28 protein-coding genes and 1 other RNA gene are annotated in these 26,339 nt (G+C 71.5%); 14 read left to right on the forward strand and 15 right to left on the reverse strand.

Going from position 1 to position 26,339, the window contains the following annotated elements:
- The first annotated feature begins 6 nt into the window (after positions 1-6).
- Entirely contained in the window at positions 7-774 is a 768-nt protein-coding gene (gene panB / locus ACPYO4_RS09185) for a 3-methyl-2-oxobutanoate hydroxymethyltransferase (protein ID WP_425708972.1), read from the forward strand.
- A gap of 97 nt (positions 775-871) precedes the next feature.
- On the opposite strand, the gene ACPYO4_RS09190 is transcribed toward panB, so the two are convergent.
- Entirely contained in the window at positions 872-1,075 is a 204-nt protein-coding gene (locus ACPYO4_RS09190; protein WP_425708924.1) for a hypothetical protein, read from the reverse strand.
- A 52-nt stretch (positions 1,076-1,127) separates the two neighbouring features.
- On the opposite strand from ACPYO4_RS09190, the gene map reads away from it, so the two are divergent.
- The 3 genes from map to ACPYO4_RS09205 all read left to right on the forward strand — a co-directional run bounded on the left by map (position 1,128) and on the right by ACPYO4_RS09205 (position 4,373).
- On the forward strand, positions 1,128-2,000 hold the full coding sequence (gene map, locus ACPYO4_RS09195; protein ID WP_425708925.1) for a type I methionyl aminopeptidase: 873 nt from the start codon (positions 1,128-1,130) through the stop codon (positions 1,998-2,000).
- Positions 2,001-2,042: 42 nt separating this feature from the next.
- Positions 2,043-2,804 carry a polyphosphate--glucose phosphotransferase gene (gene ppgK, locus ACPYO4_RS09200; RefSeq protein ID WP_425708926.1) on the forward strand — a complete coding sequence of 254 codons (762 nt, stop codon included), beginning with the start codon at positions 2,043-2,045 and terminating at the stop codon, positions 2,802-2,804.
- Between the two features lie 297 nt (positions 2,805-3,101).
- Positions 3,102-4,373: a hypothetical protein gene (locus ACPYO4_RS09205; protein ID WP_425708927.1), complete on the forward strand. Its 1,272-nt coding sequence runs from the start codon at positions 3,102-3,104 to the stop codon at positions 4,371-4,373.
- A gap of 16 nt (positions 4,374-4,389) precedes the next feature.
- Here ACPYO4_RS09205 and ACPYO4_RS09210 read toward each other — a convergent pair whose 3' ends face one another.
- Complete coding sequence (locus ACPYO4_RS09210) at positions 4,390-4,668, reverse strand: hypothetical protein (RefSeq protein WP_425708928.1); 279 nt, start codon at positions 4,666-4,668, stop codon at positions 4,390-4,392.
- 57 nt (positions 4,669-4,725) lie between these two features.
- Positions 4,726-5,085: RNase P RNA component class A (gene rnpB, locus ACPYO4_RS09215), an RNA gene on the reverse strand.
- Positions 5,086-5,154: 69 nt separating this feature from the next.
- Between rnpB and ACPYO4_RS09220 the strand changes: the two genes are divergently transcribed.
- Complete coding sequence (locus ACPYO4_RS09220; RefSeq protein ID WP_425708929.1) at positions 5,155-5,997, forward strand: YaaA family protein; 843 nt, start codon at positions 5,155-5,157, stop codon at positions 5,995-5,997.
- 4 nt (positions 5,998-6,001) lie between these two features.
- Here ACPYO4_RS09220 and ACPYO4_RS09225 read toward each other — a convergent pair whose 3' ends face one another.
- From ACPYO4_RS09225 to ACPYO4_RS09250, 6 genes are read right to left on the reverse strand one after another with little or no spacing between them, the layout of a single operon-like run.
- Positions 6,002-7,249, reverse strand: a complete 1,248-nt coding sequence (locus tag ACPYO4_RS09225; RefSeq protein WP_425708930.1) for a histidine phosphatase family protein — start codon at positions 7,247-7,249, stop codon at positions 6,002-6,004.
- A complete protein-coding gene (locus tag ACPYO4_RS09230) occupies positions 7,246-7,986 on the reverse strand; it encodes a zinc ribbon domain-containing protein (protein ID WP_425708931.1) in 741 nt (246 codons plus the stop codon). Before ACPYO4_RS09230 ends, ACPYO4_RS09225 begins: the two co-directional genes overlap by 4 nt.
- Position 7,987: 1 nt before the next feature.
- Entirely contained in the window at positions 7,988-9,145 is a 1,158-nt protein-coding gene (locus ACPYO4_RS09235; protein ID WP_425708932.1) for a Nif3-like dinuclear metal center hexameric protein, read from the reverse strand.
- A gap of 41 nt (positions 9,146-9,186) precedes the next feature.
- Positions 9,187-9,759, reverse strand: coding sequence for a thymidine kinase (locus ACPYO4_RS09240; RefSeq protein WP_425708933.1), 573 nt, complete (start codon positions 9,757-9,759; stop codon positions 9,187-9,189).
- 10 nt (positions 9,760-9,769) lie between these two features.
- A complete protein-coding gene (locus tag ACPYO4_RS09245; protein WP_425708934.1) occupies positions 9,770-10,681 on the reverse strand; it encodes a GNAT family N-acetyltransferase in 912 nt (303 codons plus the stop codon).
- A gap of 46 nt (positions 10,682-10,727) precedes the next feature.
- Positions 10,728-11,498, reverse strand: a complete 771-nt coding sequence (locus ACPYO4_RS09250) for an IclR family transcriptional regulator (protein WP_425708935.1) — start codon at positions 11,496-11,498, stop codon at positions 10,728-10,730.
- A gap of 116 nt (positions 11,499-11,614) precedes the next feature.
- Between ACPYO4_RS09250 and ACPYO4_RS09255 the strand changes: the two genes are divergently transcribed.
- The 5 genes from ACPYO4_RS09255 (at position 11,615) to ACPYO4_RS09275 (ending at position 16,067) form a co-directional block, all read left to right on the forward strand.
- Complete coding sequence (locus tag ACPYO4_RS09255) at positions 11,615-12,319, forward strand: class II aldolase/adducin family protein (protein WP_425708936.1); 705 nt, start codon at positions 11,615-11,617, stop codon at positions 12,317-12,319.
- Between the two features lie 31 nt (positions 12,320-12,350).
- Positions 12,351-13,316: an ABC transporter substrate-binding protein gene (locus ACPYO4_RS09260; RefSeq protein ID WP_425708937.1), complete on the forward strand. Its 966-nt coding sequence runs from the start codon at positions 12,351-12,353 to the stop codon at positions 13,314-13,316.
- The gene (locus tag ACPYO4_RS09265; protein ID WP_425708938.1) at positions 13,313-14,299 is read left to right on the forward strand and encodes a hypothetical protein; all 987 of its coding nucleotides are present in this window, start codon (positions 13,313-13,315) and stop codon (positions 14,297-14,299) included. The genes ACPYO4_RS09260 and ACPYO4_RS09265 overlap by 4 nt, the downstream gene beginning before the upstream one ends.
- A 57-nt stretch (positions 14,300-14,356) precedes the next feature.
- Complete coding sequence (locus tag ACPYO4_RS09270) at positions 14,357-14,722, forward strand: DoxX family protein (protein ID WP_425708939.1); 366 nt, start codon at positions 14,357-14,359, stop codon at positions 14,720-14,722.
- Positions 14,723-14,846: 124 nt separating this feature from the next.
- Positions 14,847-16,067, forward strand: coding sequence for a YibE/F family protein (locus tag ACPYO4_RS09275; protein ID WP_425708940.1), 1,221 nt, complete (start codon positions 14,847-14,849; stop codon positions 16,065-16,067).
- Here ACPYO4_RS09275 and ACPYO4_RS09280 read toward each other — a convergent pair.
- Positions 16,024-16,869, reverse strand: coding sequence for an HAD-IIB family hydrolase (locus tag ACPYO4_RS09280; protein ID WP_425708941.1), 846 nt, complete (start codon positions 16,867-16,869; stop codon positions 16,024-16,026). The genes ACPYO4_RS09275 and ACPYO4_RS09280 overlap by 44 nt on opposite strands.
- Positions 16,870-17,003: 134 nt before the next feature.
- On the opposite strand from ACPYO4_RS09280, the gene ACPYO4_RS09285 reads away from it, so the two are divergent.
- Together ACPYO4_RS09285 and ACPYO4_RS09290 are read left to right on the forward strand one after the other, a co-directional pair.
- A complete protein-coding gene (locus tag ACPYO4_RS09285) occupies positions 17,004-17,588 on the forward strand; it encodes an ArsR/SmtB family transcription factor (protein ID WP_425708942.1) in 585 nt (194 codons plus the stop codon).
- Between the two features lie 10 nt (positions 17,589-17,598).
- The gene (locus ACPYO4_RS09290) at positions 17,599-18,315 is read left to right on the forward strand and encodes an SRPBCC family protein (protein WP_425708943.1); all 717 of its coding nucleotides are present in this window, start codon (positions 17,599-17,601) and stop codon (positions 18,313-18,315) included.
- A gap of 278 nt (positions 18,316-18,593) precedes the next feature.
- Here the strand turns inward: ACPYO4_RS09290 and ACPYO4_RS09295 are convergent, their stop codons facing one another.
- The 4 genes from ACPYO4_RS09295 to ACPYO4_RS09310 all read right to left on the reverse strand — a co-directional run bounded on the left by ACPYO4_RS09295 (position 18,594) and on the right by ACPYO4_RS09310 (position 23,437).
- Positions 18,594-19,028 (reverse strand): VOC family protein, encoded by a 435-nt coding sequence (locus ACPYO4_RS09295; RefSeq protein WP_425708944.1) that lies wholly within the window; start codon positions 19,026-19,028, stop codon positions 18,594-18,596.
- A 239-nt stretch (positions 19,029-19,267) separates the two neighbouring features.
- Positions 19,268-20,281, reverse strand: a complete 1,014-nt coding sequence (locus tag ACPYO4_RS09300) for an ABC transporter substrate-binding protein (RefSeq protein ID WP_425708945.1) — start codon at positions 20,279-20,281, stop codon at positions 19,268-19,270.
- Between the two features lie 70 nt (positions 20,282-20,351).
- The gene (locus tag ACPYO4_RS09305) at positions 20,352-21,959 is read right to left on the reverse strand and encodes a phytoene desaturase family protein (protein ID WP_425708946.1); all 1,608 of its coding nucleotides are present in this window, start codon (positions 21,957-21,959) and stop codon (positions 20,352-20,354) included.
- A 5-nt stretch (positions 21,960-21,964) separates the two neighbouring features.
- Positions 21,965-23,437: an aldehyde dehydrogenase family protein gene (locus tag ACPYO4_RS09310; protein ID WP_425708947.1), complete on the reverse strand. Its 1,473-nt coding sequence runs from the start codon at positions 23,435-23,437 to the stop codon at positions 21,965-21,967.
- 153 nt (positions 23,438-23,590) lie between these two features.
- Between ACPYO4_RS09310 and ACPYO4_RS09315 the strand changes: the two genes are divergently transcribed.
- Together ACPYO4_RS09315 and ACPYO4_RS09320 are read left to right on the forward strand one after the other, a co-directional pair.
- A complete protein-coding gene (locus ACPYO4_RS09315; protein ID WP_425708948.1) occupies positions 23,591-24,409 on the forward strand; it encodes an SDR family NAD(P)-dependent oxidoreductase in 819 nt (272 codons plus the stop codon).
- Positions 24,406-25,407, forward strand: a complete 1,002-nt coding sequence (locus tag ACPYO4_RS09320) for a hypothetical protein (RefSeq protein ID WP_425708949.1) — start codon at positions 24,406-24,408, stop codon at positions 25,405-25,407. The genes ACPYO4_RS09315 and ACPYO4_RS09320 overlap by 4 nt, the downstream gene beginning before the upstream one ends.
- Position 25,408: 1 nt before the next feature.
- Here ACPYO4_RS09320 and ACPYO4_RS09325 read toward each other — a convergent pair whose 3' ends face one another.
- On the reverse strand, positions 25,409-26,203 hold the full coding sequence (locus ACPYO4_RS09325) for an IclR family transcriptional regulator (protein ID WP_425708950.1): 795 nt from the start codon (positions 26,201-26,203) through the stop codon (positions 25,409-25,411).
- Between the last annotated feature and the right edge of the window lie 136 nt (positions 26,204-26,339).

The following is a 26,339-nucleotide window of genomic DNA, read 5'->3' on the forward strand; positions in this document are numbered from 1 at the left end:
GCGCAGATGAAGGAGCGCGGCGAGCCGATCACGATGCTCACCGCGTACGACGCCATGACGGCCCGCGTCCTCGACGCCTCGGGGATCGACGTGCTGCTGGTGGGCGACTCGATCGGCGACAACATGTTGGGTCACCCGACGACTCTGCCGGTGACCGTGGACGAGATGGTCGTGGCGACCCGGGCGGTCGCGCGCTCCGTCACGCGCGCGCTCGTGGTGGCCGACCTGCCGTTCGGGAGCTACGAGTCCTCGCCCGAGCAGGCGCTGGCCACGGGCGTGCGGCTGATGAAGGAGGGCGGAGCGCACGCGGTGAAGCTCGAGGGTGGAGCCCACCGCGCCCCCCACGTCCACCTGCTCACGCAGGCGGGCATCCCCGTGGTGGGACACGTCGGCTTCACCCCCCAGGCGGAGCACCTGCTGGGCGGCAAGCGCATCCAGGGGCGCGGCGAGGGCGCGGCGGAGCGACTCGTCGCGGACGTCCGTGCGCTCGAGGAGGCGGGCGCCGTGGCCGTCGTCCTGGAGATGGTGCCCGGACCTGTCGCCGAGCAGGTCACCCGCTCGGTCGCGGTACCGACGATCGGCATCGGGGCCGGCTCCGGGACCGACGGGCAGGTGCTCGTGTGGATCGACATGGCCGGCATGTCCGACTGGTCGCCGAGCTTCGCCCGCCGCTTCGCCGAGCTCGGCGAGGCCCTCGGTCGCGCCACGGGCGAGTACGTGGCCGCCGTCAAGGACCGCACCTTCCCCGGCACGGAGCACACGTTCGACTCGTAGGCCGCCGCGCGCCCACGACTCCCTGGTGCGCTCGACGCCGACTTTCAGGAGGCTCGGCCGTGCGACGCCCCCGCCGGACTCCCCGACGCACCGTCCGTCAGCCGGCGTCGTCGCCCTCGCCCCAGGTGCGCCACTCCTCCTCCGCCTCGTCGACCTCCTCGTTGCGCTCCGCGGCGCTCTGCAGGGCGGCCGCGGCGGCCGCGGGCGTGTCGTAGGGGCCCATCCGGTCCGCGACGGGCGAGACCTGTCCCCTCTCGACCTGCTTGGTGCGCAGGTTGAACCAGTAGTCGCCGGTGCTCATGTCTGCTCCTCGGGGCTCGGACTCTCGTCCACGATCCGTAGACTGGGGCACCATGCTCGCCGATCGCGCCCCGCGGGGCACCCTGACCAAGGGCACCGTCTCCCCCGTCCGCGAGGTCCCCGCCTCGATCGAGCGCCCCGAGTACGTGGGGCGCACCGGACCCGAGCGCGTGACGGCGGGCGAGGTCAAGAGCCCGGAGACGATTCTGCGGATCCGCCGGGCCGCCAGGATCGCGGCGCAGGCGCTCGAGCTCACCGCCGAGGCCGTCCGACCGGGCGTCACCACCGAGGAGATCGACCGGATCGGCCACGAGTTCCTGATCTCGCAGGGTGCTTACCCGTCCTCGCTGCACTACCAGGGCTTCCCGAAGTCGCTGTGCACGTCGATCAACGAGACCATCTGCCACGGCATCCCGGACTCGACTGTCCTGACCGAGGGCGACATCGTCAACATCGACATCACCGCCTACATCGGCGGCGTCCACGGCGACGCCTCGGTGATGGCGCTCGTCGGCGAGGTCGACGAGGAGTCCCGCCTGCTGGTCGAGCGCACGAAGGAGGCCATGCTCCGCGGCGTCAGGGCGGCGCGGCCGGGCCGCCAGGTCAACGTCATCGGCCGCGTCATCGAGTCCTACGCCAGGCGGTACGAGTACGGCGTGGTCCGCGACTACACGGGGCACGGCGTCGGCGAGGCGTTCCACTCGGGGCTCATCATCCCGCACTACGACTCTGCGCCCCACTTCGACGACGAGATCGTGCCCGGCATGGTCTTCACCGTCGAGCCTATGCTCACGCTCGGTGACCCCGACGGCGAGCAGTGGGACGACGGCTGGACCGTGGTGACGAAGGACCGCTCGCGCTCGGCCCAGTGGGAGCACACCATCCTCATCACGAGCGACGGCCCGGAGATCCTCACGGTCGTCTAGAGTCCTGCACGTCCCCCTTCTTTTCGACGACGAAGGAAGTCCATGCCCACCACTGACCACCTCGCCTTCGGCATCGACATCGGCGGCTCCGGCATCAAGGGTGCCCCGGTCGATCTCACCACCGGTGAGCTGACGACCGACCGCGTGAAGATCCCGACCCCGCAGCCCTCCACGCCGGCCGCCGTCATCGAGGTCCTCGGGCGCCTGCTCGCGGAGTTCGACGAGGACGACGACGCGCCCGTCGGGCTCACCTTCCCCGCGCCCGTGCTGCACGGCGGGTTCCCGTTCGTGGCGAACCTCGACCAGAGCTGGGTCGGCATGAACATCGAGGACGAGGTGCGCAGGGAACTGGGCCGCGAGGTGGTCGCGATGAACGACGCCGACGCCGCCGGCGTCGCGGAGGCCCACTACGGCGCCGCGAAGGGCGTGCCCGGCGTCGTCCTGCTCACCACGCTCGGGACCGGGATCGGCTCAGCACTGCTCGTGGACGGCACGCTCGTGCCCAACACCGAGCTCGGCCACCTGGAGATCGACGGCCGCGACGCCGAGTCGCACGCCTCGTCGGCGGTCCGCGAGCGCGAGGACCTGTCCTACCCGAAGTGGGCGAAGCGGTTGCAGCGCTACTACGAGGTCGTCGAGAAGCTGTTCTCCCCGGACCTCATCGTGGTGGGCGGCGGCGTGAGCCGGAAGCACGAGAAGTTCCTGCCGCTCCTGACGACCCGGGCGCCCATGGTCCCCGCGAAGCTCCGGAACAACGCGGGGATCGTCGGGGCCGCCTACCGGGCCGCCGAGCTCACTCGCTGACGTCCCATCGCCGGTGCCGGCATCAGGACAGGGCATCCGGGCCCGGCCGAAGCGTCACGCCGTGGTCAGGGGACCTGTCCCCGCCGGTTCCTGGCCCCTGCGCGCCCGTCACTTGTAACCTCGTGATCGGCCGGGCGCCCGCCCGGCCGTTCCAGGTTCCGCGCTCCGCACCGAGGCAGAGGAGGCGCCGTGCCGCGGTTCAACCCGCCCCCTGGCTGGCACGTGCCTCCGGGCTTCGCGCCGCCGGTCGGCTGGCGCCCTGACCCACGCTGGCCCCCGGCTCCTCGGGACTGGCAGATGTGGATCGTGGACCCGGTGGAGCCCGTCGGCGCCGACGACGACCCCGAGGACACGACCCGACGCTCCGCCCGGCTCGAGCAGGACGACCTGCGCGAGACCCACGCCTGGTCGCCGGACCAGGGACGCTCGTTCGTCGGTACGTCCTCCTCGGCCGCCTTCGGGATGCAGGCCGCGGCCGGCCACCCCACGGCCTCCCCGCCGCACGCGCCGTCCGCGCCCTCCGGGCCACCGATGGCCTCCCCACCGTCCGCGCCCTCCGGGCCACCGATGGCCTCCCCGCCGCACGCACCGTCCGCGCCCTTCTCGCCCTCCGCACCACACGCGGCGGCGCCGTACGGACCGTCTCCCCCTGCTCCGCCGGCTCACCCCGCCGCCCCCTACGAGCCATCGCCCTACGCGCCGTCGGGCCACTCCGCCACGCCGCCGACAGCCACGTCCTCACCTCCGCCCGCTCCCGAGCGCCGCGGACCCTGGTACACGCGGGCCGCACCCGCGGCGGTCGCGGCCTCCACCTGCGTGGCGCTCGTGGCGGTGGCGATCTGGGCGTTCGTTCTGCGCGAGCCCGCCGCGCGCGAGGAGGACGGTCCGGGGAAGTTCGACGTCGAGCCCCCGCCGGAGCCCGGAGGCGACCAGGCCGGGGGCGGCCACGCCGACGGGCAGCCGACGGACCCGTCCGACCTACCCGACGAGACCGGCACGGACGACGCCGGTACACTGGCCGGGCTCCGGCCCGAGGACACATTCCCGCGCGGGCAGGACCAGAGCGCGCACACCGGTCCCGACGGCGTCCCCACCAACACCGAGCCACTCGCCATGCTCGGGGAGCTCGAGCTCGAGAACGCGACGCCGTTCGGCCGCTCCTCGGTCATGCCGTGGACGTTCGACGACACCGGTGAGCGGATCGACGCACAGCTCGTGGGCCCCACCGACTGGGACGCGACCGACGAGGTCATGGCCCACGAAGCCGGTAACCCCCCGCCCCCGGACGGGCACGTCTACGTCACCCAGCGCGTCCGCGTGACGGCGGAGACCGCGGACCCGTTCGTGCCGTTCGCCTCCCTGCTCGTCTACTGGACGACGAGATCCGGCGATGTGTACGGCGCCACCTCCGCGGTCGCCCCCGACGATCTTTTCCACGCCGAGGCGATCAGCGGCGGCGAGTCGGTCGAGGGCAACCTCGTGCTGTGCCTGCCGGAACGGGTCGTGGAGGACGGCAACTGGATCATCGCGTTGAACCACTCGTCCAACGGGTACGTGCTCACGCCCTGACCGCCCGTGCCGCGGGTCAGCGGTCCGACATCTCGCCGCCCAGGGCGCGGAACATGCTGTAGACGACGCCGGCAGCGAGGACCGCGACAGCCACCCAGGCGGCGGTACCCACGGCGCTCGAGCGCTCCTGGCCGACCGCGAGCTCCAGCACCAACCAGGTGAGGAGCCCCAGCACTATCGCCACGCCGGTCGAGGCGCCCATCACCGCCAACGACTGCTGGATCGGTCCCGGGCGCTTCCCGCCGGTACTGTCGTCGCTCGTCACGATCGCCTTCTCCTCGCCGTGGCTGCACATGCCCTGACCTGGTCGAACATGACGATAGCAACGTTGCCGCGAGCCGGCTCGCGGGGGCGGAAGAGTCGGCCTGTACGCCGGGTTCTGTCCCGACGGGTTGCCCCGCCGGTGGCGACCATCCATCTACGACGCACGTTGCCGTACGCCTCCAGCGACCTACCCGCAGGCATCGGACGGGCCGTCCTCGAACGCCTGCTGTCTGGTCTTGCTCCAGGTGGGGTTTGCCGAGCCGCCACGGTCACCCGTGGCGCTGGTGGGCTCTTACCCCACCGTTTCACCCTTGCCCCTTGCGGGGCGGTCTGTTCTCTGTGGCACTGTCCCGCGGGTCACCCCGGGTGGGCGTTACCCACCACCTTGCCCTTCGGAGCCCGGACGTTCCTCGGGGCGCGAGGGCCACGCGGCCGCCCGACCGACTCTTCCGCAACAGGTGAGTCTACCCGTCGGACCTCCGCGGGGACGAGCATCGTGCCCGGTTAGGCTCCCGTGGTGCTCGTGCTGCTTCCCCCCTCCGAGGGCAAGACCGCCCCCGACGACGGACCCCCGCTCGACCTGACCGCCCTCGCGTTGCCCGGGCTGACCCGTGCGCGCTCCACCGTGCTCGACGCCCTCGTCGCCGTCAGCAACCGGCCCGACGCGCTCGAGGTCCTTCGGGCACCGGCATCGGCCGGCGAGGAGGTGGCGGCGCAACGGCGGATCCACGAGCTGCCGACGGCGCGCGCCGACCGAGTCTTCACGGGCGTGCTGTTCGACCGTGCCGGGATCGCCGACCTCGACGGGGCCGCACGCGAGCGGGCGGACCGCGACGTCCTCGTCATGTCGGCCGCGTTCGGCGCGCTCTCCCCGGCCGACCGGATCCCCGCCCACCGCCTCGGGGCGACCGCCACGCTCCCCGACCTCGGCGGGCTGGGCGCCTTCTGGCGCGGGCCGCTCGCGGCCGAGCTCGACGATCGGGCGGCCGGCACACTCGTCGTGGACTGCCGCTCGGGCGGCTACCGGGCGATGTGGAAGGTCCCGCCGACGGCGCAACACGTCGAGGTGGGAGCGGTCACGGTGCGCGGGGGCCGCCGCTCGGTGGTCTCGCACGACGCGAAGTGGTTCCGCGGCCTGCTCGTCGGTCACCTCCTGCGCCGGGGCGGCGCCGCCCCGGCCACACCGGACGAGCTCGCGGCCGCGGCGGGAGAGCTGGTGGGGACCGTCCGCGAGGCCGCCGCACCGCCCCGCAAGGGGGCGGAGCGCACGACCTGGACGCTCACCGACGTCGAGCTGACGCCCCCGGCCCGCACGGGCGGACCGACGGACCTGACCATGGTGCTCACCCAGCGGCCGTGAGCCGTCAACCGACGCCCTCGCTCGGGGCGCCGACGTAGTTGATCTGTCCCTCGAACCGGCCGTCGGGGTCGATGCCGCTCACGCCCAGCATCGTCACCGACCCCGGGCGCACACGCACCCGCCCCCAGGCGCGGGGCTCGATGCCGGCCACGAGCGCGACGGCCGCGCGGACGACGACGGCGTGCGCGACGAGCACGACCGTGCGCCGCTCGGTGCCCGCCACCTCTTTGAGCACCCTCGCCACGCGGGCCCCGACCTGGCGGTGGGACTCCCCGTCCGGGGCCGTGACGTCGATGTCGGCCCGCCACCGCGCCCACTCGCCCGGCCAGCCGTCCTCGATCTCCGCGGTGGTCAGTCCGTGCCACCGGCCGAACTCGACCTCGCGGAGCCGGTCGTCGACGACGGCCTCGCCGAGGCCGGCCGCGGCCGCCACCTCCTGCGCCGTCTGCCGCGTGCGCACCATCGGCGAGACGCGGACCTCGGCCGAGGACAGGTCGGCGTCGTCGTCCGTCGCGAGTGCGCGCAGGAGCGCGCCCGCACGGCGGGCCTGCTGCCGGCCCAGGTCGAGCAGGTCCGGCCCGGGGGTGTCCGAGCCGGACTGCCGGCCGCCGACGGTCCACTCGGTGACGCCGTGCCGGACGAGGTACACGCGCGTGGCCCCGCCTGACCGGTCGACGCCGGCGGGGCGGGTCGCGGAAGCCGGCGCCGCGGCGGGCGCGGCACGTGTGCCGTCGGTAGGCGCCGGCTCGCTGATCTCGAACAGTGCGGTCGCCGGTTCGTCGGACTCCGAGCCGAGCTCGGCCGTCGGGGTGCGGCTCGTGAGCCACTCGTCGGTGTCCGCGTCCTCGCGCGCGTCCATCGCCTTGTTCGCCAGGGCGTCGGCGGCGGAGTTCTGCGCGCGCGGGATCCACGTGTAGCGGACCCGGGGGGCCGGGAAGGCGTCGCGCGCCTCGAGGGCGAGCCTGCGCATGTCCTCGTGCTTGATCTTCCACCGGCCGGACATCTGCTCGACCACGAGCTTGGAGTCCGCCCGCACCTCGACCTCGGCGTCGGGGTCGATGCGCGCCGCGGCGCGCAGGCCCTCGACGACCGCGGTGTACTCGGCGACGTTGTTCGTCGTCTCCCCGAGCCAGCCGCTGCGGCTCGCGAGCCGCTCGCCCGTCCCGGCGTCGGTGAGCACGGCCCCGTAGCCGGCGGGCCCGGGGTTGCCGCGGGCGCCGCCGTCGGTGTGAAGGACGATCCGGCGGGTCACCGGCGGTCCCCCACCCGCACGAGGATGAAGCCGTGGTCCTCGCTGACGAGGATCTCGTCCTCGGCGGCCCGGTCGATCATCGACTGCTCGGCGAGGGTGAAGTCGACCGCGACCCCCTCCGCCCGGTGCCCGCGGACGGCCACCGCCCCGAGCCCCCCGGTCTGGCGGCGCGCCGCCTCGTACTCGTCGAGCAGCGGCCCGGGCAGCGTGCCGGCGAGCTCGTCGCGCTCGGACCGCCGGGCGGCGACGTCGGCGTCGATCCGGGTGAACGCCGCGTCGCGCTCGGCGCCGAGCGACTCGAGGTCGGTCGCCACGGAAGCGGACTGCTCCTTGAGCGCCGTTACCCGGGCGTCGGTCTCCTCCGCAACCTCCATGGCCTCGAGCTCGGCCTCCTCGAGGGTGGCCTGGCGGCCGGCGAGGTGCTCGAGCTCCTCCTGGAGGGCAACGAGCTCGCGGGAGAGCCCCTGGCCGGAGTCGAGCCGCTCCTGGTTGCGCCTGGCCCGCGACCGGACCTGCTCGACGTCGGCCTCGGCCTTGGTCAGCGCACGGCGTGCGTCGCCGGCGGCGGAGGCGGCGAGCACGAGCTCGTCGTGCAGGTCGTCCGCGCGGCCGGTGAGCTCGGCGATCTGGGTGAGAACCGGGAGCGAGCGCCGCTCGTGGCCGAGCCGAGCGATCGTCGTGTCGAGGTCCTGCAGGTCGAGCAGCCTCAACTGGTCGACGAGTGGTGCGGTAGGCATGTCAGCTCCCTTCGGTTCGGTCGGCCCCGTGGCGCGCCGCCCACGGGTCGGTGACGAGGTCGGAGACCGTGATCTCGAGCCCCGCGTCCTCGCGCCCCATGTCCTCGCGCAGCAGGCGGGCGGCGACGTCGAGCCACGGACGTTCGGTCGCCCAGTGGGTCGCGGAGACGAGGTACGGCCGGCCGCCCGCCAGGTGCTCGGAGGCCGGGTGGTGGCGCAGGTCGGCGGTGAGGTAGACGTCGGCCCCGGACCGCCGGGCGTCAGCGAGGAACGCATCGCCCGAGCCGCCCGAGACGGCGACCGTGCTCACCTCGGCGGCCAGGTCACCACCGACGGTGAGGCCGGCAGGCGTACCGGGCAGCCGCTCGGCGGCGAGGTCGGCGAACTCGTCCAGCGTGAGAGGTGCGGGCAGTCGTCCGACGCGTCCGTGGCCGGTCGTCGGGGCGGGTGACGCCCCGTCGTGGCGGAACAGCGCGTAGGAAGGCTCCTCGTAGGGGTGCGCCTCGCGCAGCGCCCGCAGCACGTCGCCCTCGCGACCGGCGGGCACGAGGATCTCGAGGCGGTCCTCCTCGACCTCCTCCACGTCTCCGACGGCGCCGATCGTCGGGTGCGCACCCGGCAGCGGCCGGAAGGTCCCGGTGCCCCGGGAGGTGAACGCCGCCCGCTCGTAGTCGCCCTGCCGCCCCGCGCCGGCGCGGGCGAGCGCGTCGAGCAGGAGGCGCGTGTGCGTGGCCGGCACGTGGACGACGAGGGTCGCGGCCGGTCCGTCGGTCGGCACGAGGGGCCGCTGGTCGACGAGCCCGAGGAGGTCGGCGAGCGCGTGCGAGACGCCGGCGACGGCGATGTCCGCGTTCGTGTGCGAGGTGAGGAGCGCGCAGCCGCCGGTGATGAGCCGGTGCACGAGGCGACCCTTGTCGCTCGTGGTGGCCATCGTCGTCGTGCCCTTGAGGAACAGGGGGTGGTGGACCCACAGCAGGTCCGCGCCGAGGGCGAGTGCCTCGTCGACGACCTCCTCGGTCGGGTCGACGGCGAGGTGGACGCGACGCACCGGCGCGGCGGTGTCGCCGACGACGAGCCCGACGGCGTCCCACGCCTCCGCGGTCCCCGGCGGGTAGCGCCGATGGACGGCGTCGACGACGTCGGCGAGCGTGGAGGGCATGGGCCGAGACTACTCGGGACGGCCGGGTGGGCCGGGTCGGGTCAGGGCTCGTGGTGGCGCCGGCAGCGCGCCACGTAGGTCTCGGTCCCGCCGACGTGGGCCGGCGTGCCCTCGAGCGGATCCGCGCCCGTGCCGCCGCGGAGCCGTTGGTGGAAGACCGCGTCCGCGCCGCAGACCGCGCACACCGCCGTCAGACGGGTGACGTCCTCGGCGATGGCCATGAGCGTGGGCAGGGGCTCGAACGGGCGGCCGTCGAACGTCACGCTCAGGCCCGCGACGACCACGGTGGTCCCCCGGCGCACCAGGGTCTCGACGGCCGGGACGAGATCGGGGCCGAAGAACTGGGCCTCGTCGACGGCGAGCAGGTCGAGCTCACGGTCCCCGACGGCCGCGAGCAGGGCCGCTACGTCGGTAGCCGACGTCGACCCGAGCGAGAGTCCCGCGTGGGAGGTGACCTCGCCCGTGCCGTATCGCTCGTCCCAGGCGTGGTTGACCAGGGCGACCTCGAGACCGGCGAGCCGTGCACGCCGGACCCGGCGGAGCAGCTCCTCGGACTTGCCGGAGAACATGGGGCCGGCGACGACCTGGAGGCGGCCGTACCCGTCGGTGCGCATGCCCGTGAGCCTAGGTCCGGTCAGCCGTCCGCCCAGCCGGGTCGAGGTACCGGACGAAGTCCGCGCGACGTGATCGCACCGTGAAGCCCTGTCGCCCCAGCGTGGCGCGCACGGGCGCGTTACCGACCGCGACGCTGGCCGTCGCCAGCGGCACCTCTGCCTGCGCCGTCGCGGACAGCATCGCGGAGGTCAGCGCCGCCCCGACTCCCCTGCGGCGGCCGGCCGGGACGACGCCGAGGTAGCCGAGGCACCAGTCAGTGTCGAAGCCCTCGAGCGCGGCCACGCCGTCGAGGCCGGATCCGGTGCTGTGGCCGAACCAGGGCACGGGGCGACGTCCGGAGGAGGCGAGCATGTCGCGGTACGCGAGGGCTGCCGCGACGGGGCCGAGCTCGGCGACCTGGACCCGGTCGTAGTCGTCGAGGCTGTCCGCCATGGCAGCGCCGAGCACCTCGAGCACAGCAGGGTCGGACGGGTCGACCTCCACCACCCCGGCCGGCAGGTCGCGCAGCACCGGGACTGCGGAGAGCTCGAGCCGGTCGCCGTCCGGCAGCCAGCCGGCCGCGGCAAGCGCGGTGCGTCGGGCGTCCGGCGCAGAGTCGTCGTCGGTGACGACCGCGTGCACGCGCACGGCCCCGGTGGCGGTTGCCCGCGCCGCGACGGCGTCGAGCAGGAGCCGGACGAGCTCGACGACGTCCGGGTGAGCGGCGTCCAGACGGACGGCCTGCATGACGCGCGTGCCGTCCTCGAGCGTCATGAGGAACGCCCGGCCGACGTCTGCCGCATCGTCCGTGACGACGAACAGATCGTCCGGCGTGACCCGGCCGGAGTCGATGACCCGCCGCACGCGGGCGAGATCCGCCTCCGGGTCAGGGCCAAGGCGGCTGAACCGGTGGGGTGACGACGTCGTCACTCGAAGTGTCATGCGGCGAACCGTAGGGGCGCCACCCCGGCGCCACCACGACATTTCCTCACCCGGCGAGAGTGCCCTCGAGGGCGGCGCACTCCTCAACCAGCACGTGCGCGAGGTCGGCGACCCGCTCAGCCGGCATCCGGGTGCTCGGCCCCGAGATCGACAGGCCGAGCCGGCCGGCCGACCCGTGGACGGCCACGGCGACCGAGGAGACCCCCTCCTCGACGTCGCCATGGTTCTCCGCCCAGCCGCGCGCACGTATGGCTGCAAGCATGGCGTCGAGCTCGCTGCGGGAGTAGTGGACACCGCTCGGGAGTGCCGGTGGCCCGGTGCCGGGGTACATCGCATCAAGATCGTCCGGGTCGAGCTCGGCGAGCATCGATCGCCCCATCGAGGTGCCGTGCGCCGGCTGCCTGATGCCGACGCGCGTGGTCACGCGGAGCACCGCAGGCGAGTCGATCGCGTCCGTGTAGAGGATGTCGGTGCCGATGAGAGACCCGACGTGCACGGTCTCCCCGCACCTCGCCGCGACTGCCGCCATCGCCGTCCGTACCGGTTCCGGGGTGTCTCGCCTCAGCACCGTTCCGCGCGCGAGCGCCGACAGCGCGGGGCCCTGCGCGTATCGGCGGTCGTCGAGATGGAGGGCATAGCCGTGGAAGACGAGCATCGCGAGCAGACGGTGCGCCGTCGACGCCCCGATCCCCAGGGCCTCCCTGAGCTCGGCGACCGAGACGCTCTCGGCGGCGGCGAGGACCTCGAGTGCGCCGAGCGTGCGCGACACGCCGGCTACGGGGTAGCCGGGGACGTGATGGCCCGGTTCATGAGTCACGGTCGGGGCTCACCTCCTTGAGATTCCTCTGAGGAGAATACGTCGGTTGGCCGTTGCCTGTCCCAGCCCTAGCGTCCTCATCACACATCGACGTGTGACCGATACGAGGGAGCGCCGTGACCAGGACCGACCCGAGCGCGAACGAGCTGCGTAGGCAGATCGTCCAGGCGAACCACATCCTCGTACGGCACTCCGTGCTGGATGCCTTCGGGCACGTCTCGGCCCGCCTGAGCGGGGACTCGTTCCTCCTGTCCCGCAACCTTGCGCCGGGGCAGGTCTCCACCGACGACCTTCAGGTCCATCACCTCGACGGCACCGTCGACGACGACCGTGCCCCGTACCTCGAGAGCCACATCCACACGGAGATCTACCGTGCCCGTCCCGACGTCGCCGCGGTCGTGCACTCGCACTCGGCCGCGATCCTGCCGTTCGGGCTCACGGACGTCCCGTTCGTGCCGGTCATGCACATGGCCGGTTTCCTCGGCTCTCGCGCTCCGGTCTACGACCAGCGCAACGAGGTGGCCGACGGAACCGATCTGCTCGTCACCGATGGGGACCGGGGGGCTGCCCTCGCGCACGTGCTCGGCGATCGGCCGCTCGTGCTCATGCGGGGGCACGGGTCGACGGCGGTCGGCGGCTCGGTCCCGGAGGTCACCTATCGGGCGATCTACGCCGAGGTCAACGCCTCCGTGCTGCTCGCCGCTCTGCCGCTCGGCTCGCCCGTCCACCTCACCCGCTCCGAGGCGGCCACCGCCACGACCTCGATCGGCGGCCAGATCCGCCGTGCCTGGGACGTCTGGTGCGCCCAGATCCAGAGCTGAATCCACTCTCCACACCGATCAAGGACATGACATGACCACTCCACGACGCGTCCGGGCCACCGGCATCGCCCTGGCCTGCCTGCTCGTCCTCTCCGCCTGCGGGAGCAACGATGAGTCCGATTCGCCCGACGGCCAGGACGGGCCGACACCGGTGACCATCTCGACGCAGCCGATCGTCGACTCCGCACCGCTCCACCTGGGCCTCGAGCAGGGCTTCTTCGAGGAGGAAGGCATCGACCTGACGATCGAGTCCGCCGCGGGCGGCGCCGCGGTCATCCCCTCGGTCGTCTCCGGCGAGCACGAGTTCGGCCGCGGCAATCTCCTGTCGTCGATGATCGCTCGCGAACAGGGCCTGGACATCCAGTGCATCGCCAACGCCAACACCGCGCAGGGCGACCCGGACTTCTCGGCGGTGCTCGTCATGCCGGACTCGGGCATCGAGTCGCCGGCCGACCTCGAGGGGCGGACCGTCTCCGTCAACACGCTGAACAACATCGGCGACACCATCATCCGCACCGCGATCCAGCGCGACGGCGGCGACGAGTCGACGGTGGAGTTCATCGAGGTCCCGTTCCCCGAGGCGCCCGCCGCGCTGGAGACCGGTCAGGTCGACGCGGTCTGGGCGGTCGAGCCGTTCGTCACCGAGGCGCTGGACATGGGCGCGACGGTGATCTCGTGGCCGTTCGCGGAGATGCACCCGGATCTCGACGTCAGCTGCGTGTTCACCTCCGGCGCCCTCATCGAGGACGACCCCGAGCTGGTCGACGCCTTCGCTCGAGCCGTCGACCGGTCGCTCGAGTTCTCCGAGGAGAACCCGGACGAGGTGCGGCGCATCACCGGCACCTACACCGAGATCGACGAGGATGTCCTCGAGCGGATGGTGCTGCCACGATTCGTTCCCGAGATGAGCCGCGAGGCCGCCGAGTTCCTCGCCGAGAAGGCGATCGAGTTCGGCACGATGTCCGAGCAGCCCGACCTCGACCTGCTGCTGCCGTGAGCCGGCTGCACCTGTCCTTCGCCGCCACGCGCTGCGACCGGTTCGCCGCGCTGCGCGACGAACGAGTCCGACCCGAGGGCATCGAGCTCACGATGCTGTCCATGCCGGTCGAGGAGGTCTTCTTCCGCCAGCTCGGGCACGCCGAGTTCGATGTGAGCGAGATGTCGCTGTCCTCCTACACCCTCGGGCGGGACGGGGGCGACGACCGGTTCGTCGCGCTGCCGGTCTACCCGTCGAGGTACTTCCGGCACCAGAACATCTACGTGCGCACGGGATCAGGGATCACTCGGCCGGAGCAGCTCGACGGCCGGCGGGTCGGGGTCCCCGAATATCAGATGACCGCACCCGTGTGGCAACGCGGGATCCTCGGCGAGCACCATGGGGTCGACCTCGACTCGATCACCTGGGTCACCGGTGGGGCCGAGAGCCCCGGCCGCACGGAGAAGATCGCGCTCGACCTCCCGGACCGGGTGCAGCTGGAGACGGCTCCGCCCGACCGTTCGCTGACCGACCTGCTCGCCACCGGGGAGCTCGACGGGCTGATCACGGCGCACTCCCCCGGGGCGCTCGCGGACGGCCTCGTCGAGCCGCTGTTCCCTGGCCACCGGGACGTCGAGGTCGCCTACTTCCGCGCCACCGGGATCTTCCCGATCATGCACGTGCTCGTCGTGCGCCGGGAGATCCTGGAGCGGAACCCGTGGGTGGCCACCTCGCTCGTCGACGCGTGCCTCGCTTCCCGCGACGCCGCGATGGACGACCTGCGCTACCGATCCGCCCTGCTCGTCGCGCTCCCCTGGCTCGCCGCCGAGCTCGACCGGACGGTCGCACTGCTCGGCGAGAACTACTGGAGCTACGGCGTCGAGGCGAACCGGCACGTGCTGGAGACCTTCCTGCGATACTCCAGCGAACAGGGACTGGTCAGCGGGAGACTCACGGTGGAGGACCTGTTCGACATGTCCACCGAGGCCCGTTACTCGATCTGAGCACGCACGCAGCCGCGGCACGGTTCGTCCGTGCCGCGGCGCGGGTAGCGTGTCCGGATGAGTCGCCGGACCGCCCGCTTCCTCACGGTGCTCCTCGCCGGAGCGGGGACGATGCACTTCGCGGTTCCCGGCACGTTCGACCAGATCGTTCCGCCCCGGCTGCCGGGCAGCCCCCGGGCCTACACCTATGCCTCCGGCGTGGCCGAGCTGGCCGTCGCCGGGCTGATCACGCTCCCCCGGACACGCCGGCTCGGCGGCGCCGCGGCCGCCGCCCTGTTCGTCGCGGTCTTTCCGGCGAACGTCCAGATGGCCGCGGACTGGCGGCGCCGGTCCCCGCCGTGGCGCGCCGTCGCCGACGGGCGCCTTCCGCTGCAGGCGGTCCTCGTCGCACAGGCCGTGCGCGTGGCTCGCGGCCCCAGATAGCGCACGGTCGCTCGGCTCCCCCTCGACCCGGATCCCCCTCGACCCGGAGCGGTGACCCGCGCGACCACGCCTGACGCGGCGCGCCCGTCGAGGCGTGCGCCTGGCCTGTACGACCATGTCCCACGTGTCGCACTCCCACTCCACTGTCACGTCGGAGCTGCCCGAGGGCCGCCGCAGGCGCGTACGCAGGCTGCTCGCCGCACTCGTCCTGCCCCTGCTGGTGGCAACGATCGTGGGGCTGGTCGCGCTGTGGCCGCGCGGCGAGAGCCCGATGGGTTCGCTCCCGTTGCTCCAGGACGGGACGCAGATCGTCTCGGCCGAGGTGATCGAGGCGCCCGACCCGGACGACCCCGCGAGCGAGATGCTCGCCCGGGTCACGGAGGGCGGACACGACGGGCACGAGACCGCCGTGGCCCCGCCGCACCCGTCGGTGGCCGCGCACATCGACGTCGGCGACCGGGTCCAGCTGCTCTACGTCCCGAGCAACATCGGGACGGGAACGCTGTACTCGTTCTGGGAGTTCGAGCGCACGGTCCCCGTGGCCTGGCTGACGGTGCTCTACCTCGCCGCGGTCCTCGCCGTGGCGCGCTGGAAGGGGCTCGCCGCCGTCGTCGGCCTGCTCGGCTCCCTCGCCGTCGTGGCGCTGTTCATCCTGCCCGTGCTCATGCTCGGGTCCTCGCCGGTCCTCACCGCGCTGGTGGGCTCCTCGGCGATGATGTTCCTCGCCGTCTACCTCGCGCACGGGGTATCGATCCGCACGACGACGGCGCTGCTCGGCACGTTCGTCGGGCTCGCCGTCACGGTGCTGCTCGCGATGTGGGGCACCGGGGCGGCGAACCTCACGGGGGCCGCCGAGACGGGTCTCATGCTGTTCCAGCAGTTCCCCGGGATCTCCCTGGGCGACCTGCTCATGTGCGGCATCGTCATCGCGGGGCTCGGCGCGCTCAACGACGTGACGATCACGCAGGCGTCGGCCGCGTGGGAGATCGCGGCGGCCGACCCGGGGGTCTCCCGGCGTCGCCTGTTCGTCCGGACGATGCGCATCGGGCGGGACCACATCGCCTCGACGGTCTACACGCTCGCGTTCGCCTACGTGGGGACGGCGCTGCCGCTCATCATGCTCGCGTCGCTCGTCGAACGGCCCGTGGCCGACACCCTGCTGTCCGGCGAGATCGCCGAGGAGGTCGTGCGCACGCTCGTGTCGTCGATCGGCCTCGTCCTGGCCATCCCCGTGACGACGGCGATCGCCGCGCTGCTGGCGAGCTCGGGGACCGGGGCGGACGACGAGACGGACGCCGAGGTCAGTCGTCCGTCGTCGCGGTATCCGGCTCGTTCGTGCGGGTGAGCTCGTCGGCCAGCGCCTCGAGGACGAGCGCGACGCCGTGCTCGACGTTCGTCGCCGTCTCGTCGACGGCCACCTCCTTGACCTCGGGACGCGCGTTGCCCATGGCGATCGGGACGCCGATGCGGCCGAGCCACTCGACGTCGTTGCCGCCGTCGCCCATCCCGAGGCAGTGCTCCGGGTCGACGCCGTGGCGGGCGAGCATCTCCGTCAGCGCGTTCCACTTGGTGGCCGCGTCGTCGACGAACTCGAAGAAGGTGTCCATCGACCGGGTCGCGTCGGGGAAGCGGGAACGAATCGTGTCCGCCGCGTCGTCAAGCTGCTCGCGTGTGCCGAACAGCATGACCTTCGTGACCTTCTCCGGGAGGTCCTGCGTGTCGCCGACCTCGACGAGGTCGCCGTTGAGCCGGCGCAGGAGGTCGGCCGCGGCGCCCTCGTGCTCGACGTAGATCGCCTCCGTCGTCCACCACGTGATGTCGAGGTCGAGCTCGGCGGCAAGCTCGACGAGGCTGCGGACGTGCTCGCGGGCCATCGGTCGCACGGCGACGTCCTCGCCGCGCACGGGGTCGAGCAGGACTGCGCCGTTGTCACTGGTGACGATGTTGGGGATCCTCAGGTCCCGCGCCAGGCCGAGGGTGTTGGCGCGCGCCCGCCCGGTGAGGAGGAAGACCGGCAGGCCGAGCTCGACGATGCGGGTGACGGCGGCCGCGGTGCGGGGCGCGACGGCGTGGTCGTCGCCGGAGATCGTGCCGTCGACGTCGAGACTGACGGCGCGGACGGTACGAAGGATCGCGGGCGCGACCATGGGGCCTCCTCGAAGATGGCGGGCGGCGTCAGTCTAGGCAGCGCCCCCGGTACCGGGACGCCCGGTTCCACGGATGGACAACCTCGTCGACGTCGCTCTTGACAGATCTTTTTGTCAAGCGCACGATCGCTCCCGTGCTCGACATCGACCTCATCGACGACGCGGCCACCGCCGCGGCCGCCCTGGACCCGGTGCGCTCCCGGGTCCTTGCCGCCCTGGTGGAGCCCGGATCGGCGACGACGCTCGCCGCCCACCTCGGCCTGCCGCGCCAGAAGGTCAACTACCACCTGCGCGTGCTCGAGGAGCGCGGCCTCGTCGAGCTCGTCGAGGAGCGCCGACGCGGCAACTTCACCGAGCGCGTCGTGCGCTCGCGGGCCGGGTCGTTCGTCATCTCGCCCGAGACGCTGGCCGAGGTGCAGCCCAACCCCGACCGGCACCCGGACCGGGTCTCGGCCGCGTGGCTGCTCGCGCTGGCCGCCCGGCTGGTCCGCGACGTCGGCGCGCTGGTCACCGGTGCGCGCCGGACGGGCACCCGGGTGGCGACCTGGGCCGTCGACGGCGAGGTCCGGTTCGCCTCGGCCGCCGACCGGGCCGCGTTCTCCCGCGAGCTCGAGCACGCCGTCACCGACCTCGTGCGGCGCTACCACTGTCCCGACTCCGACGGGGCGCGCACCCACCGCCTCGTCGTCGCCGTCCACCCCCACGTCCCCACCACCTGAGGAGAACGTCATGTCCGACCGGTTCGAGATCCGCAAGGAGGTCGTCCTCCCGGCGACCCCGGCCCAGGTGTGGCACGCCGTCGCCACGCGCGAAGGGCAACGCTCCTGGTCCCCCGACCCCGACGCCATGGAGGCCGAGGGGATGCAGGTCGAGCGGCAGGAGAACGAGCGTCTCTTCGTCCGTACGCCCGACGGCCCCGACGGGGCGTTCCATGCCTACGAGTACCTCATCGAGGCGCGCGACGACGCGACGACGGTCCTCACGTTCGTGCACAGCGGCTTCCTCGGCGACGACTGGGGCGGCGAGTACGACTTCGAGACGATGACCGGGTACGGGTGGGACCTGTACATGGTCAACCTCGCCCAGTACCTCACCCACTTCGCCGGCCGGGACGGCACGTTCGTCACCGGGCAGGGCCCGCAGTCGCAGACCTCCCCCGCGGCCTGGGCGCCGGTCGCGGCCGCGCTCGGTGTCACCGGCACCCTCGCCGTCGGTGACGAGGTGACACTCACGCCCGCGGGTCTCGAGCCGATCGTGGGCGTCGTCGACTGGGTCGTCCCCACCGACGACTTCGTCGGCGTCCGCGCCGCGGACGGCCTCTACCGCTTCCACAACAACACGGTGATGGGCATGCCGGTCGCGTTCGGGCACTACCTCTTCACGGACGCCGACGCGGAGGCAGAGACGAAGAAGTGGGAGGACTGGCTCGCCGCCGTGTACGCCTGAACGGACGACTGATGGTGCGGATCCTGCTCACCGGGATGTCCGGCGCCGGGAAGTCGACTCACTTGGCCGAGATGTCGCGGCGAGGGCACCGCATGGTGGACACGACCCACGGTGGTTGTGAGGTGACCGCCAACACCTACCGCCAGTCGCCGAAGCACCGGGTCGCGATCTGGCGTTACGTCGACGAGGCGGATCCCCTGCTGACGCGCGGTGCGAGCGTCGAGCTCGACGGGTGCCTTCCGGCCACGGAAGTCGCCGACGCCGTAGGGAGCCCGTTGTCAGACGGGGATGTCAATGGTCCCGTCGTCGGGTATTGGAAAGAACGGGTTGTGCGCGACCTCCCAGAGGTGGCCGTCCGGGTCGGCGAAGTAGCCGGAGTATCCGCCCCACTCCGTGGGCTCGGGCACCTTGACGGGTCGTGCGCCGACGCCGACTGCATGGGCGAACGCCGCGGCCGCCTCGTCGACCGAGTCGACGTTGATCGCCAGCGTGATGCCGCGGTAGGTGGTCGGCGGATCCGCGGGGAGGCCGACGTCATCGGCCAGTGCGTCGTGGTCGAGCAGGCCGATCCACGTGCCCGACGTGCGGAACCAGGTGATGCCCGCGGACTTGTCGCCGCGCTGCTCCCAGCCGAGCGCCCTGTAGAAGTCGACACTCAGGTCGAGGTCGGCGACTCCGAGCGTGACGATTGCGAACTGGGCTGGAGTGGTCATGACGCCAGGGTCCAAGACCGGGCTCCGCGGGACAAGGCGCGCGTCGCCGGATAATGACGACACGCCGTGCCGAGACTGTTCTCACCCACTTCTTGGTGCCACCGGGGATCGACTGGCTGCGCACCGTGATCGTCGCCGCATCGCGCGATCTCGTGCCGCCCGCTGCGGGACGAGCGTGACCGAGGTTGCGGGTGCCCACACCCGCGCTCATCGCGGACGTGGGCACCCGGACCCGGTTCTCACTCGTTGAACAGCATTTCCGCCACGTCGACCGCACCGTTGGTGATGCCGAAGTCGTTGGCCAGGTCGGCCTGCCACTGCAGCTCCTCGATGACGAACTCGCCGCCGAACCGGGGTAGGTGCATCCGGTTGAGCACGTCCTCATCGATCTCCGTGTAGGTGCCAGTTATGCGTCGAACCTCGTCGGGGTTCTCGTCGGCGTAGGTCCGGGACTCGTCGAGCGCGGCGACGAACGCCTCGACGGTCTCGGGGTTGTCTGCCTGGTACTGCTCCGTGGTGAAGTAGCCCGCGACGAGGAAGTTCGGGTCGGTCTCGACCCAGTGCCATAGGACGACCTCGGCACCCTCGTCCTCGGCGAAGGTGACGAATGGCTCGACGACGACGCCTGCATCGACCTGCCCGTTCGCCACGGCTGCCGGCATCTCGGGCCACGGGATCTCGACCCACTCGATAAGGTCCGGATCGCCCCCGTCCTCCTCGACCGCGTGGCTGATCGTCATGACGAAGTTGTTCGCCAAAGTGTTGGTGGCGATCGTCAGGCCCTCCAGGTCGGCGGCACGTTCAATGTTGGCTTCGGGCAGGGCGACGACCCCGGCTGCGTCGTCGCCCTGCTCGCCCGTGGTGAAGACGCCCGGACTGACGGAGAGCAGCGGGAGATCCTGGCTGACGGCGTTCACCTGCGAGGTGAAGTTGGAGAATCCGAACTCGTTCTCGCCCGAGATCACTGCCGGGATGAGTGCCGCGCCTCCCTGCCCGGTGACGAGCTCGACGTCGAGCCCTTGCTCCTCGAAGAACCCCTGCTCGACCCCGAGGTAGATCGGGGCGACGTCGACGATCGGCAGGACTCCCACGGTGATCTCGGTGAGCGCCTCCGAGGCGCCGTCGCCACCCTCGCTGCCACCCTCGCCCTCGCCGCCGCCTTCGTCGGCGTCGTCAGTCGTGGCGTCGTCATCGCCTCCCCCGCAGGCCCCGAGCAGCAGGGCGGCGGCCGTCGCGACGGGGAGGATTCGCATACGCATTCGTGTGTTCATGGAGTGACTTCCTTGTCAGGGGGAGATGAACGGGAGAAAGAGTGGCTTGAGTTCAGTCGGTGGCGGCCTTGAGGACGGATCGGACGTCCATCGGGGTCCACCAGGGCGTGAGGCCGAGGTCCTCGGCGATGACGCGCGAGGCGATGTAGCCACCACCTCCGGAGATACCGCCACCGGGGTGGGTGGGAGACCCGGCCATATAGAGGTTCTCGATGGGCGTGCGGTAGCCGAAGTGGTTCCACATGGACTGCTCGCCGGCGAAGGAGCCGACGAAGATGTCGCCGTTCACCATGTTCGTGAACTCGCGGTGGTAGTCGTTCGCGGTGTAGGTGTAAACGTGCAGGATGTTGTCAGGCGTCAGGTTTGGCGCGTACTTCCGCCATTCGTCGAGCACCTTCTGCGCGATGTCTGCCTTGACGGCCTCGATGTTGTTCGGGTCCCCGCCGGGTGCGAACGGCATCGGGTACCAGGCGTAGGCAGTGTGATTGCCGGGGGGTGCCTGGCTCGGGTCGAACTGGGTGATGTGCCCGGTTCCGAACGAGACCAGGTCTGGGATCTGGCCGGCGGCCACCTGACTGTGCAGGCCGAACAGGTCCTCCATCGTCTCGGCGCCCACGTTGTACTTCAGCGACTTGTTGATGTTGGGGTTGAAGTCTGCTCCGACGTACTGCGGAGCCTCCTTGAGCGCGAGGTGAACGCCGAACAAGGTCCAGGCGGTCTGCTTGAAATTGTCGACCTTGGTGCGGTACGCCTGCGGAAGCTGGTCCTGGCCGACGAGCTTCGTGAACGTCTGGGGGACGTCGATCGTGCTGGCCACGAACTGGCGGGCCTTGAAGGAGCGCCCGTCCGAGAGCTCGACGCCGGTCGCGCGTCCGCCATCGACCACGATGCGCGAGACCTCGGCGTGGTTGATGAACGTGCCGCCGGCCTGGAGGAATCGCTCGTGCAGGCCGCGCGCGAGGTTCCAGCTCCCGCCGACGCACACCTGGTAGCCGGCGCTGAGGTCGAACCCTCGGACAGCCGAGCCCATCGGGCTCTTCTCCGAGACGGCGTCGTAGAGCACGGTGCCGAACAGAGAGAGCTTGAACAGCATGAGGAGCTGGATCCGCTCGTTGTCGAACAGCTCCTTGACGAGGTCGAGCGGCTGGTGGTCGATGATCTCGAGGAAGTCCCGGCCGATCGCGGTGCGGGAGAGGAGCTCGTTGCGCTCCGCCTCGGCCAGCGGCTCGGAGTAGCGTTCAGCGAGGAACACCATGTTACTGATGGCGTCGGCGCGTCGGTTCCAGTCGCGGAAGGTCTCGGCGTCCTTCTTGGACATCTGGGCTAGGGACGCGATGGTCTCCTCGGCGTCGCGGGAGATGACGAGCGATGTGCCGTCGAGGTGGGGTTGGGCGAACTCGTAGCGCGGCGTCACGTAGCGGACCGTGTCCGCAAGTCCGAGGTCCGTGAACCAGGGGCTGTCCGTGATGTTGAAGTGGTTGATCGAGTGCGGATTCTGGTAGAAGCCCGGCGGCCCCGGCTCGACCGTGCTCAGGCCGCCGCCGAACATGTTGCGCCGCTCGAGCACAGCGACCTTGAGCCCGAGCCTGGCCATGTAGGTCCCTAAGATGAGGCCGTGCTGACCCGAGCCGATGATGAGTCCGTCGTACATGTCCGTCATGTCGGTCAGTTCTCCGTCCGGATGAAGATGTTCTTGGTCTGGGCGTAGGAGTAGAGCTCGCCGAGGTCCTCCTCGCGCCCCACGCCGCTGTTCTTGGCGCCCCCGAACGGCGCACCGGGGATGTGCTGCGAGCTCGCGTTCACCCACACGTAGCCGGCCTCGAGGTCGCGCACTGCCGCGGTCGCGATGTCCAGCGAGGACGTCCATACGCTGGCGGTCAGTCCGAGCGGGAGCGCGTTGGCGTGGGCGATCACGTCTTCGTAGGTGTCGAAGGGGACGACGGCGAGGACGGGGCCGAAGATCTCCGTGTCGAGGATGCGGGAGTCGTGGGCCGCATCCGGGAACGAGAGCACCGTGGGTCGGACGAACAGACCGGACTCCGGCAGTTCCCCGTCTCCGGCGATGACCCTGGCGGCGGGGTCCTCCCGCCCCTCCGAGATGAACCGGCTCACGCGCTCGTGGTGCGACCGACTGACAAGGGCACCCATCTGCGAGTTCGGGTCGAACGGGTCGCCGACTACGAAACTGTTGAGCGCCTCGCTGAGCCCCGCCTCGACCTGCTCCACCAGAGAGCGGTGGACGAACAGGCGGGAGGTCGAGCCGCAGGACTGGCCCTGCCAGGTGAAGTTCATGCCATTGATCGCGCCGCGGACGGCCTCGTGGACGTCGGCATCGGGGAAGACGATGAGCGGGTTCTTGCCGCCGAGTTCAAGGGTGACGACCTTGACGACCTCCGACGCCGCCTGCCGCTGGATCTGCAGGCCCGTCTCGACGCTGCCGGTGAAGGCCACACGCGGTACGCGCGGATGCGCGGTGAGGCGGGCACCGACGTCGGCGCCAAGACCGGTGACGACGTTGACCACGCCCGCGGGCAGGATCTCCGCGGCCAGCTCGCCGATCCGGAGCGCGGAGAGCGAGGTGTGCTCCGACGGCTTGAGCACGACGGTGTTGCCGGCTACGAGCGGGGCACCGACGCCGCTCGCCGCGAACATCAGCGGGTGGTTGAAGGGGACGAGTCGGGCGACGACGCCGTACGGCTCCATCCGGGTGAAGTCGATCCCGCCGTCGGCGGGGATGGACTCGCCACGCAGCTGGAGGGCGAGTCCCGCGTAGTAGCGCAGGCGCTGGACGGCGAGACCGACGTCCTTGCGTAGGAGGTGGAGCGGGGTGCCGTTCTCCAGGGCGTCGATCGCCGCGAGCTCCTCCCCCGCGGCCTCGACGGCGTCGGCCAGCCTGGAGACCAGCCGGCCGCGTTCGATCGCGGGCACCCTGCGCCACGCGGCGAAGGACGCGTGCGCAGACTCGACGGCGCGGTCGACGTCGATGCTCGTCCCGTGGGGGAACGTCGCGACGATCTCGCCGGTCGCCGGCGCGACGACGTCGAGCTCTCGCCCGGACTCCGACGGCGTCACACGCCCGTCGATCACCATCCCCCAACGGCGCCGCACCAGTGCCCGCGCTTCCTCCAGGGTCGTCATCGACCCACCTCCGGTTCATCGAACGCGATCTGTTCGGCTAGACCGAACCTTGTACCGCTTGAACGAACATGCGTTACCGTACGCATCGAGAACAGCGACGTCAACCACATCTGAGCGACGCCGCCACAGCACCGCTCAACGACGGGAGACACCATGACCGCGACGACGCACGACGCCGCATCGGGCGGCGACGCTCGCACGGGCGCGCCACCGCCCTTGCCCCTCGAGGGGCAGGCAGCGATCGTCACCGGTGGCGGGCAGGGCATCGGCCGCGCGTTCGCCCATGCGCTCGCGAACGCCGGCTCAGCCGTGGCCGTGGCGGACGTCGACGAGCGGGCGGCGCGTTCCGTGGCCGCGGAGCTCGCCGGCCTCGGGAACGGCTCCCTCGCCATACAGGTCGACGTCACCGACGAGGAGGCCGTCGCGATCGCCCTTCGCCGGGTGCTCGATGAGTTCGGCCGGATCGACACCCTCATCAACAACGCCGCGGTGTTCTCGAGCCTGACGATGAAGCCGTTCGAGGAGATTGCCGCCGACGAGTGGCGTCGGGTGCTCGACGTCAACCTCACCGGAATGTTCCTCACGACCCGCGCGGTCGCACCGGTCATGCGCGCGCAGCGGCGCGGATCGATCATCAACGTGTCGTCCGGGACCGTGCTGAACGGACGGCCGCTCTACCTGCACTACGTGACGTCGAAGGCCGGCGTCATCGGCATGACCCGGTCGCTCGCCCGCGAGCTCGGGACCCACGGCGTGACGGTCAACTCGATCTTGCCGGGCTCGGTCGACACCGGGATCGAACGCGCCTCCGCCCCGCCGGGCCCGAACGAGGGGATCCTCGCCGCACAGTCGCTCAAGTGGCGGCTTGGACCGGACGACATCACCGGCACTGCGGTCTTCCTCGCGAGCGACGCGGCTCGCGCCATGACCGGCCAGAGCCTCGTCCTCGACGCAGGATCGAGCTTCGTGTGAGCGCCGTCGCCGGGCCGGTCGAGCTCACCCTGGCCATCAACGACTCCGACCAGATCCGCGACCTGGCGACCGGACGGGTGCGCGTCGAGGGCGTCTCGCTGCGCACGGTCCACCACCCCGTCGAGGAGATCTTCTTCCGGCACACCCGGCATCGGGAATGGGACGTCTCCGAGCTCTCGATGGGTAAGTTCGTCGCCCTACGCAGTCGCGGGGACGACTCGCTCGTCGGGCTGCCCGTGTTTCCGTCGCGCGCGTTCCGCCACTCGGGCATCTTCGTGGCAGCCGACGGCCCGGTGGACGCGCCCGAACGGCTTGCCGGCGCGAGGATCGGGTTCCCCGAGTGGACCGTCACCGCCACGATCTATCAGCGCGCGCTGCTCCAGCACGAGTTCGGCCTGGACCTCACGGTGATCGACTGGGTGCAGGGCGGGATCAACGCACCTGGACGGATCGAGACCCTTCCGGTCCAGGTGCCCGAGGGAATCCGCATCCGCCCGGAGCGGGAACGCACGCTCAACGACCTACTGATCGACGGCGAGCTCGACGCGATCATCGTGCCGCACCCGCCGGAGGGCGCCACCGACGGAAGTGGGAAGCTCGTGCAGCTGTTCAGCGACAGCGCGACCGTGGAGGCCGAGTACTTCACTCGCACCGGGATCTTCCCGATCATGCACGTGGCAGTCCTCGACGCCACCGTCCACGAGCGCCACCCATGGGTGGCGGGCAACCTCGTGTCGGCCTTCACGAGGGCGAAGAACAACAGCCTCGCTCGGCTGCTCGACCCGACCGCACCGCAGTTCCCGCTGCCGTGGGGCGCCGACAGGGCGAGACAGGCTGCCTCCGTCGTCGGGGATGACTTCTGGCCCTACGGCGTGGCAGCCAACCGCACCACTCTCGAGGCCTTTCTCTCATACACCCACGAGCAGCGGCTGACGGAACGGCGGCTCGCGGTGGAGGACCTGTTCCCGGCGTCGCTACTGGAAACGTTCCGGGTGTAGGTCAGCGTCCGGCGGGCAGCAACTCGCCGATGCGCCGGGCGGCTGTTGCGAGGACTGCGGCTCGAGTGGGCGCCATGTCCTCGCGGAGACGCGCGGGCGGCGCCGACAGGGCAAGGGCAGCGAGCGGAGCGCCAGCAGCGTCCAGCACCGGGACCGCCACGGACGCGACGTCCTCCTCCGTCTCTCCGAAGCTCGTCGCGTAACCACGGTCGCGAGCCTCGTCGAGCAGGTGCTCGATACGTGTAGCGTCGGTGATGGTCCGGCTCGTCACAGCCGTCCAACCGGATCGGGGCGGACGACGTCGATCGTCGTCGTCGGGAAGGAACGCAAGCGCGACGCGTCCGGCGGCCGTCGCGTAGGCCGGCAGGGTGCCGCCCGTGCGTATGCCGACTCGGAGGGTGCGCGAGCTCTCCACGGAGTGGACGAAGAGGATCTGCGTGCCCTGCAGCACCGAGAGGTGCACGGTCTCGCCCAGCTCTTGAGCGAGGTCGACCATGATCGGGGCTGCTACGGACCGCAGGTCGAGACCGTCCACGAGCGTGACGGCAAGACCGACAAGGGCGGGCCCCGGGCGGTATGCGCGTCCCTCGTCCTGGACGGCGAAGTCGTGTGCGCTGAGCACCTGAAGGAGCCGATGGGCGGTCGACCGCGCGACGCCGAGCTCGGCCGCGGCATCAGTCACCCGTACGACCTGCTGGCCCCGGAACATCTCGAGAAGGCGCAGCGCGCTACCGACCGAACCCGTCGAGGCACGCGAACCGCTGCGCACACCGTCCACCCCGTCGTTCGGCGTCATCTGTCTCCCTTGCGTATTCGGCACAGCGGGCCGCCGTGCTCTCGCCGAGCGTAATGGCGCTGATCGCGCAGCATCCGGTCGACGATGCTTCAGAAGCCAGACCCGTCGGAGGTCGAGCACTGTGCGAACCTTGCCT

The sequence above is a fragment of the Georgenia sp. Z1491 genome, assembly GCF_049856175.1.
Taxonomy (GTDB): Bacteria; Actinomycetota; Actinomycetes; order Actinomycetales; family Actinomycetaceae; genus JB111.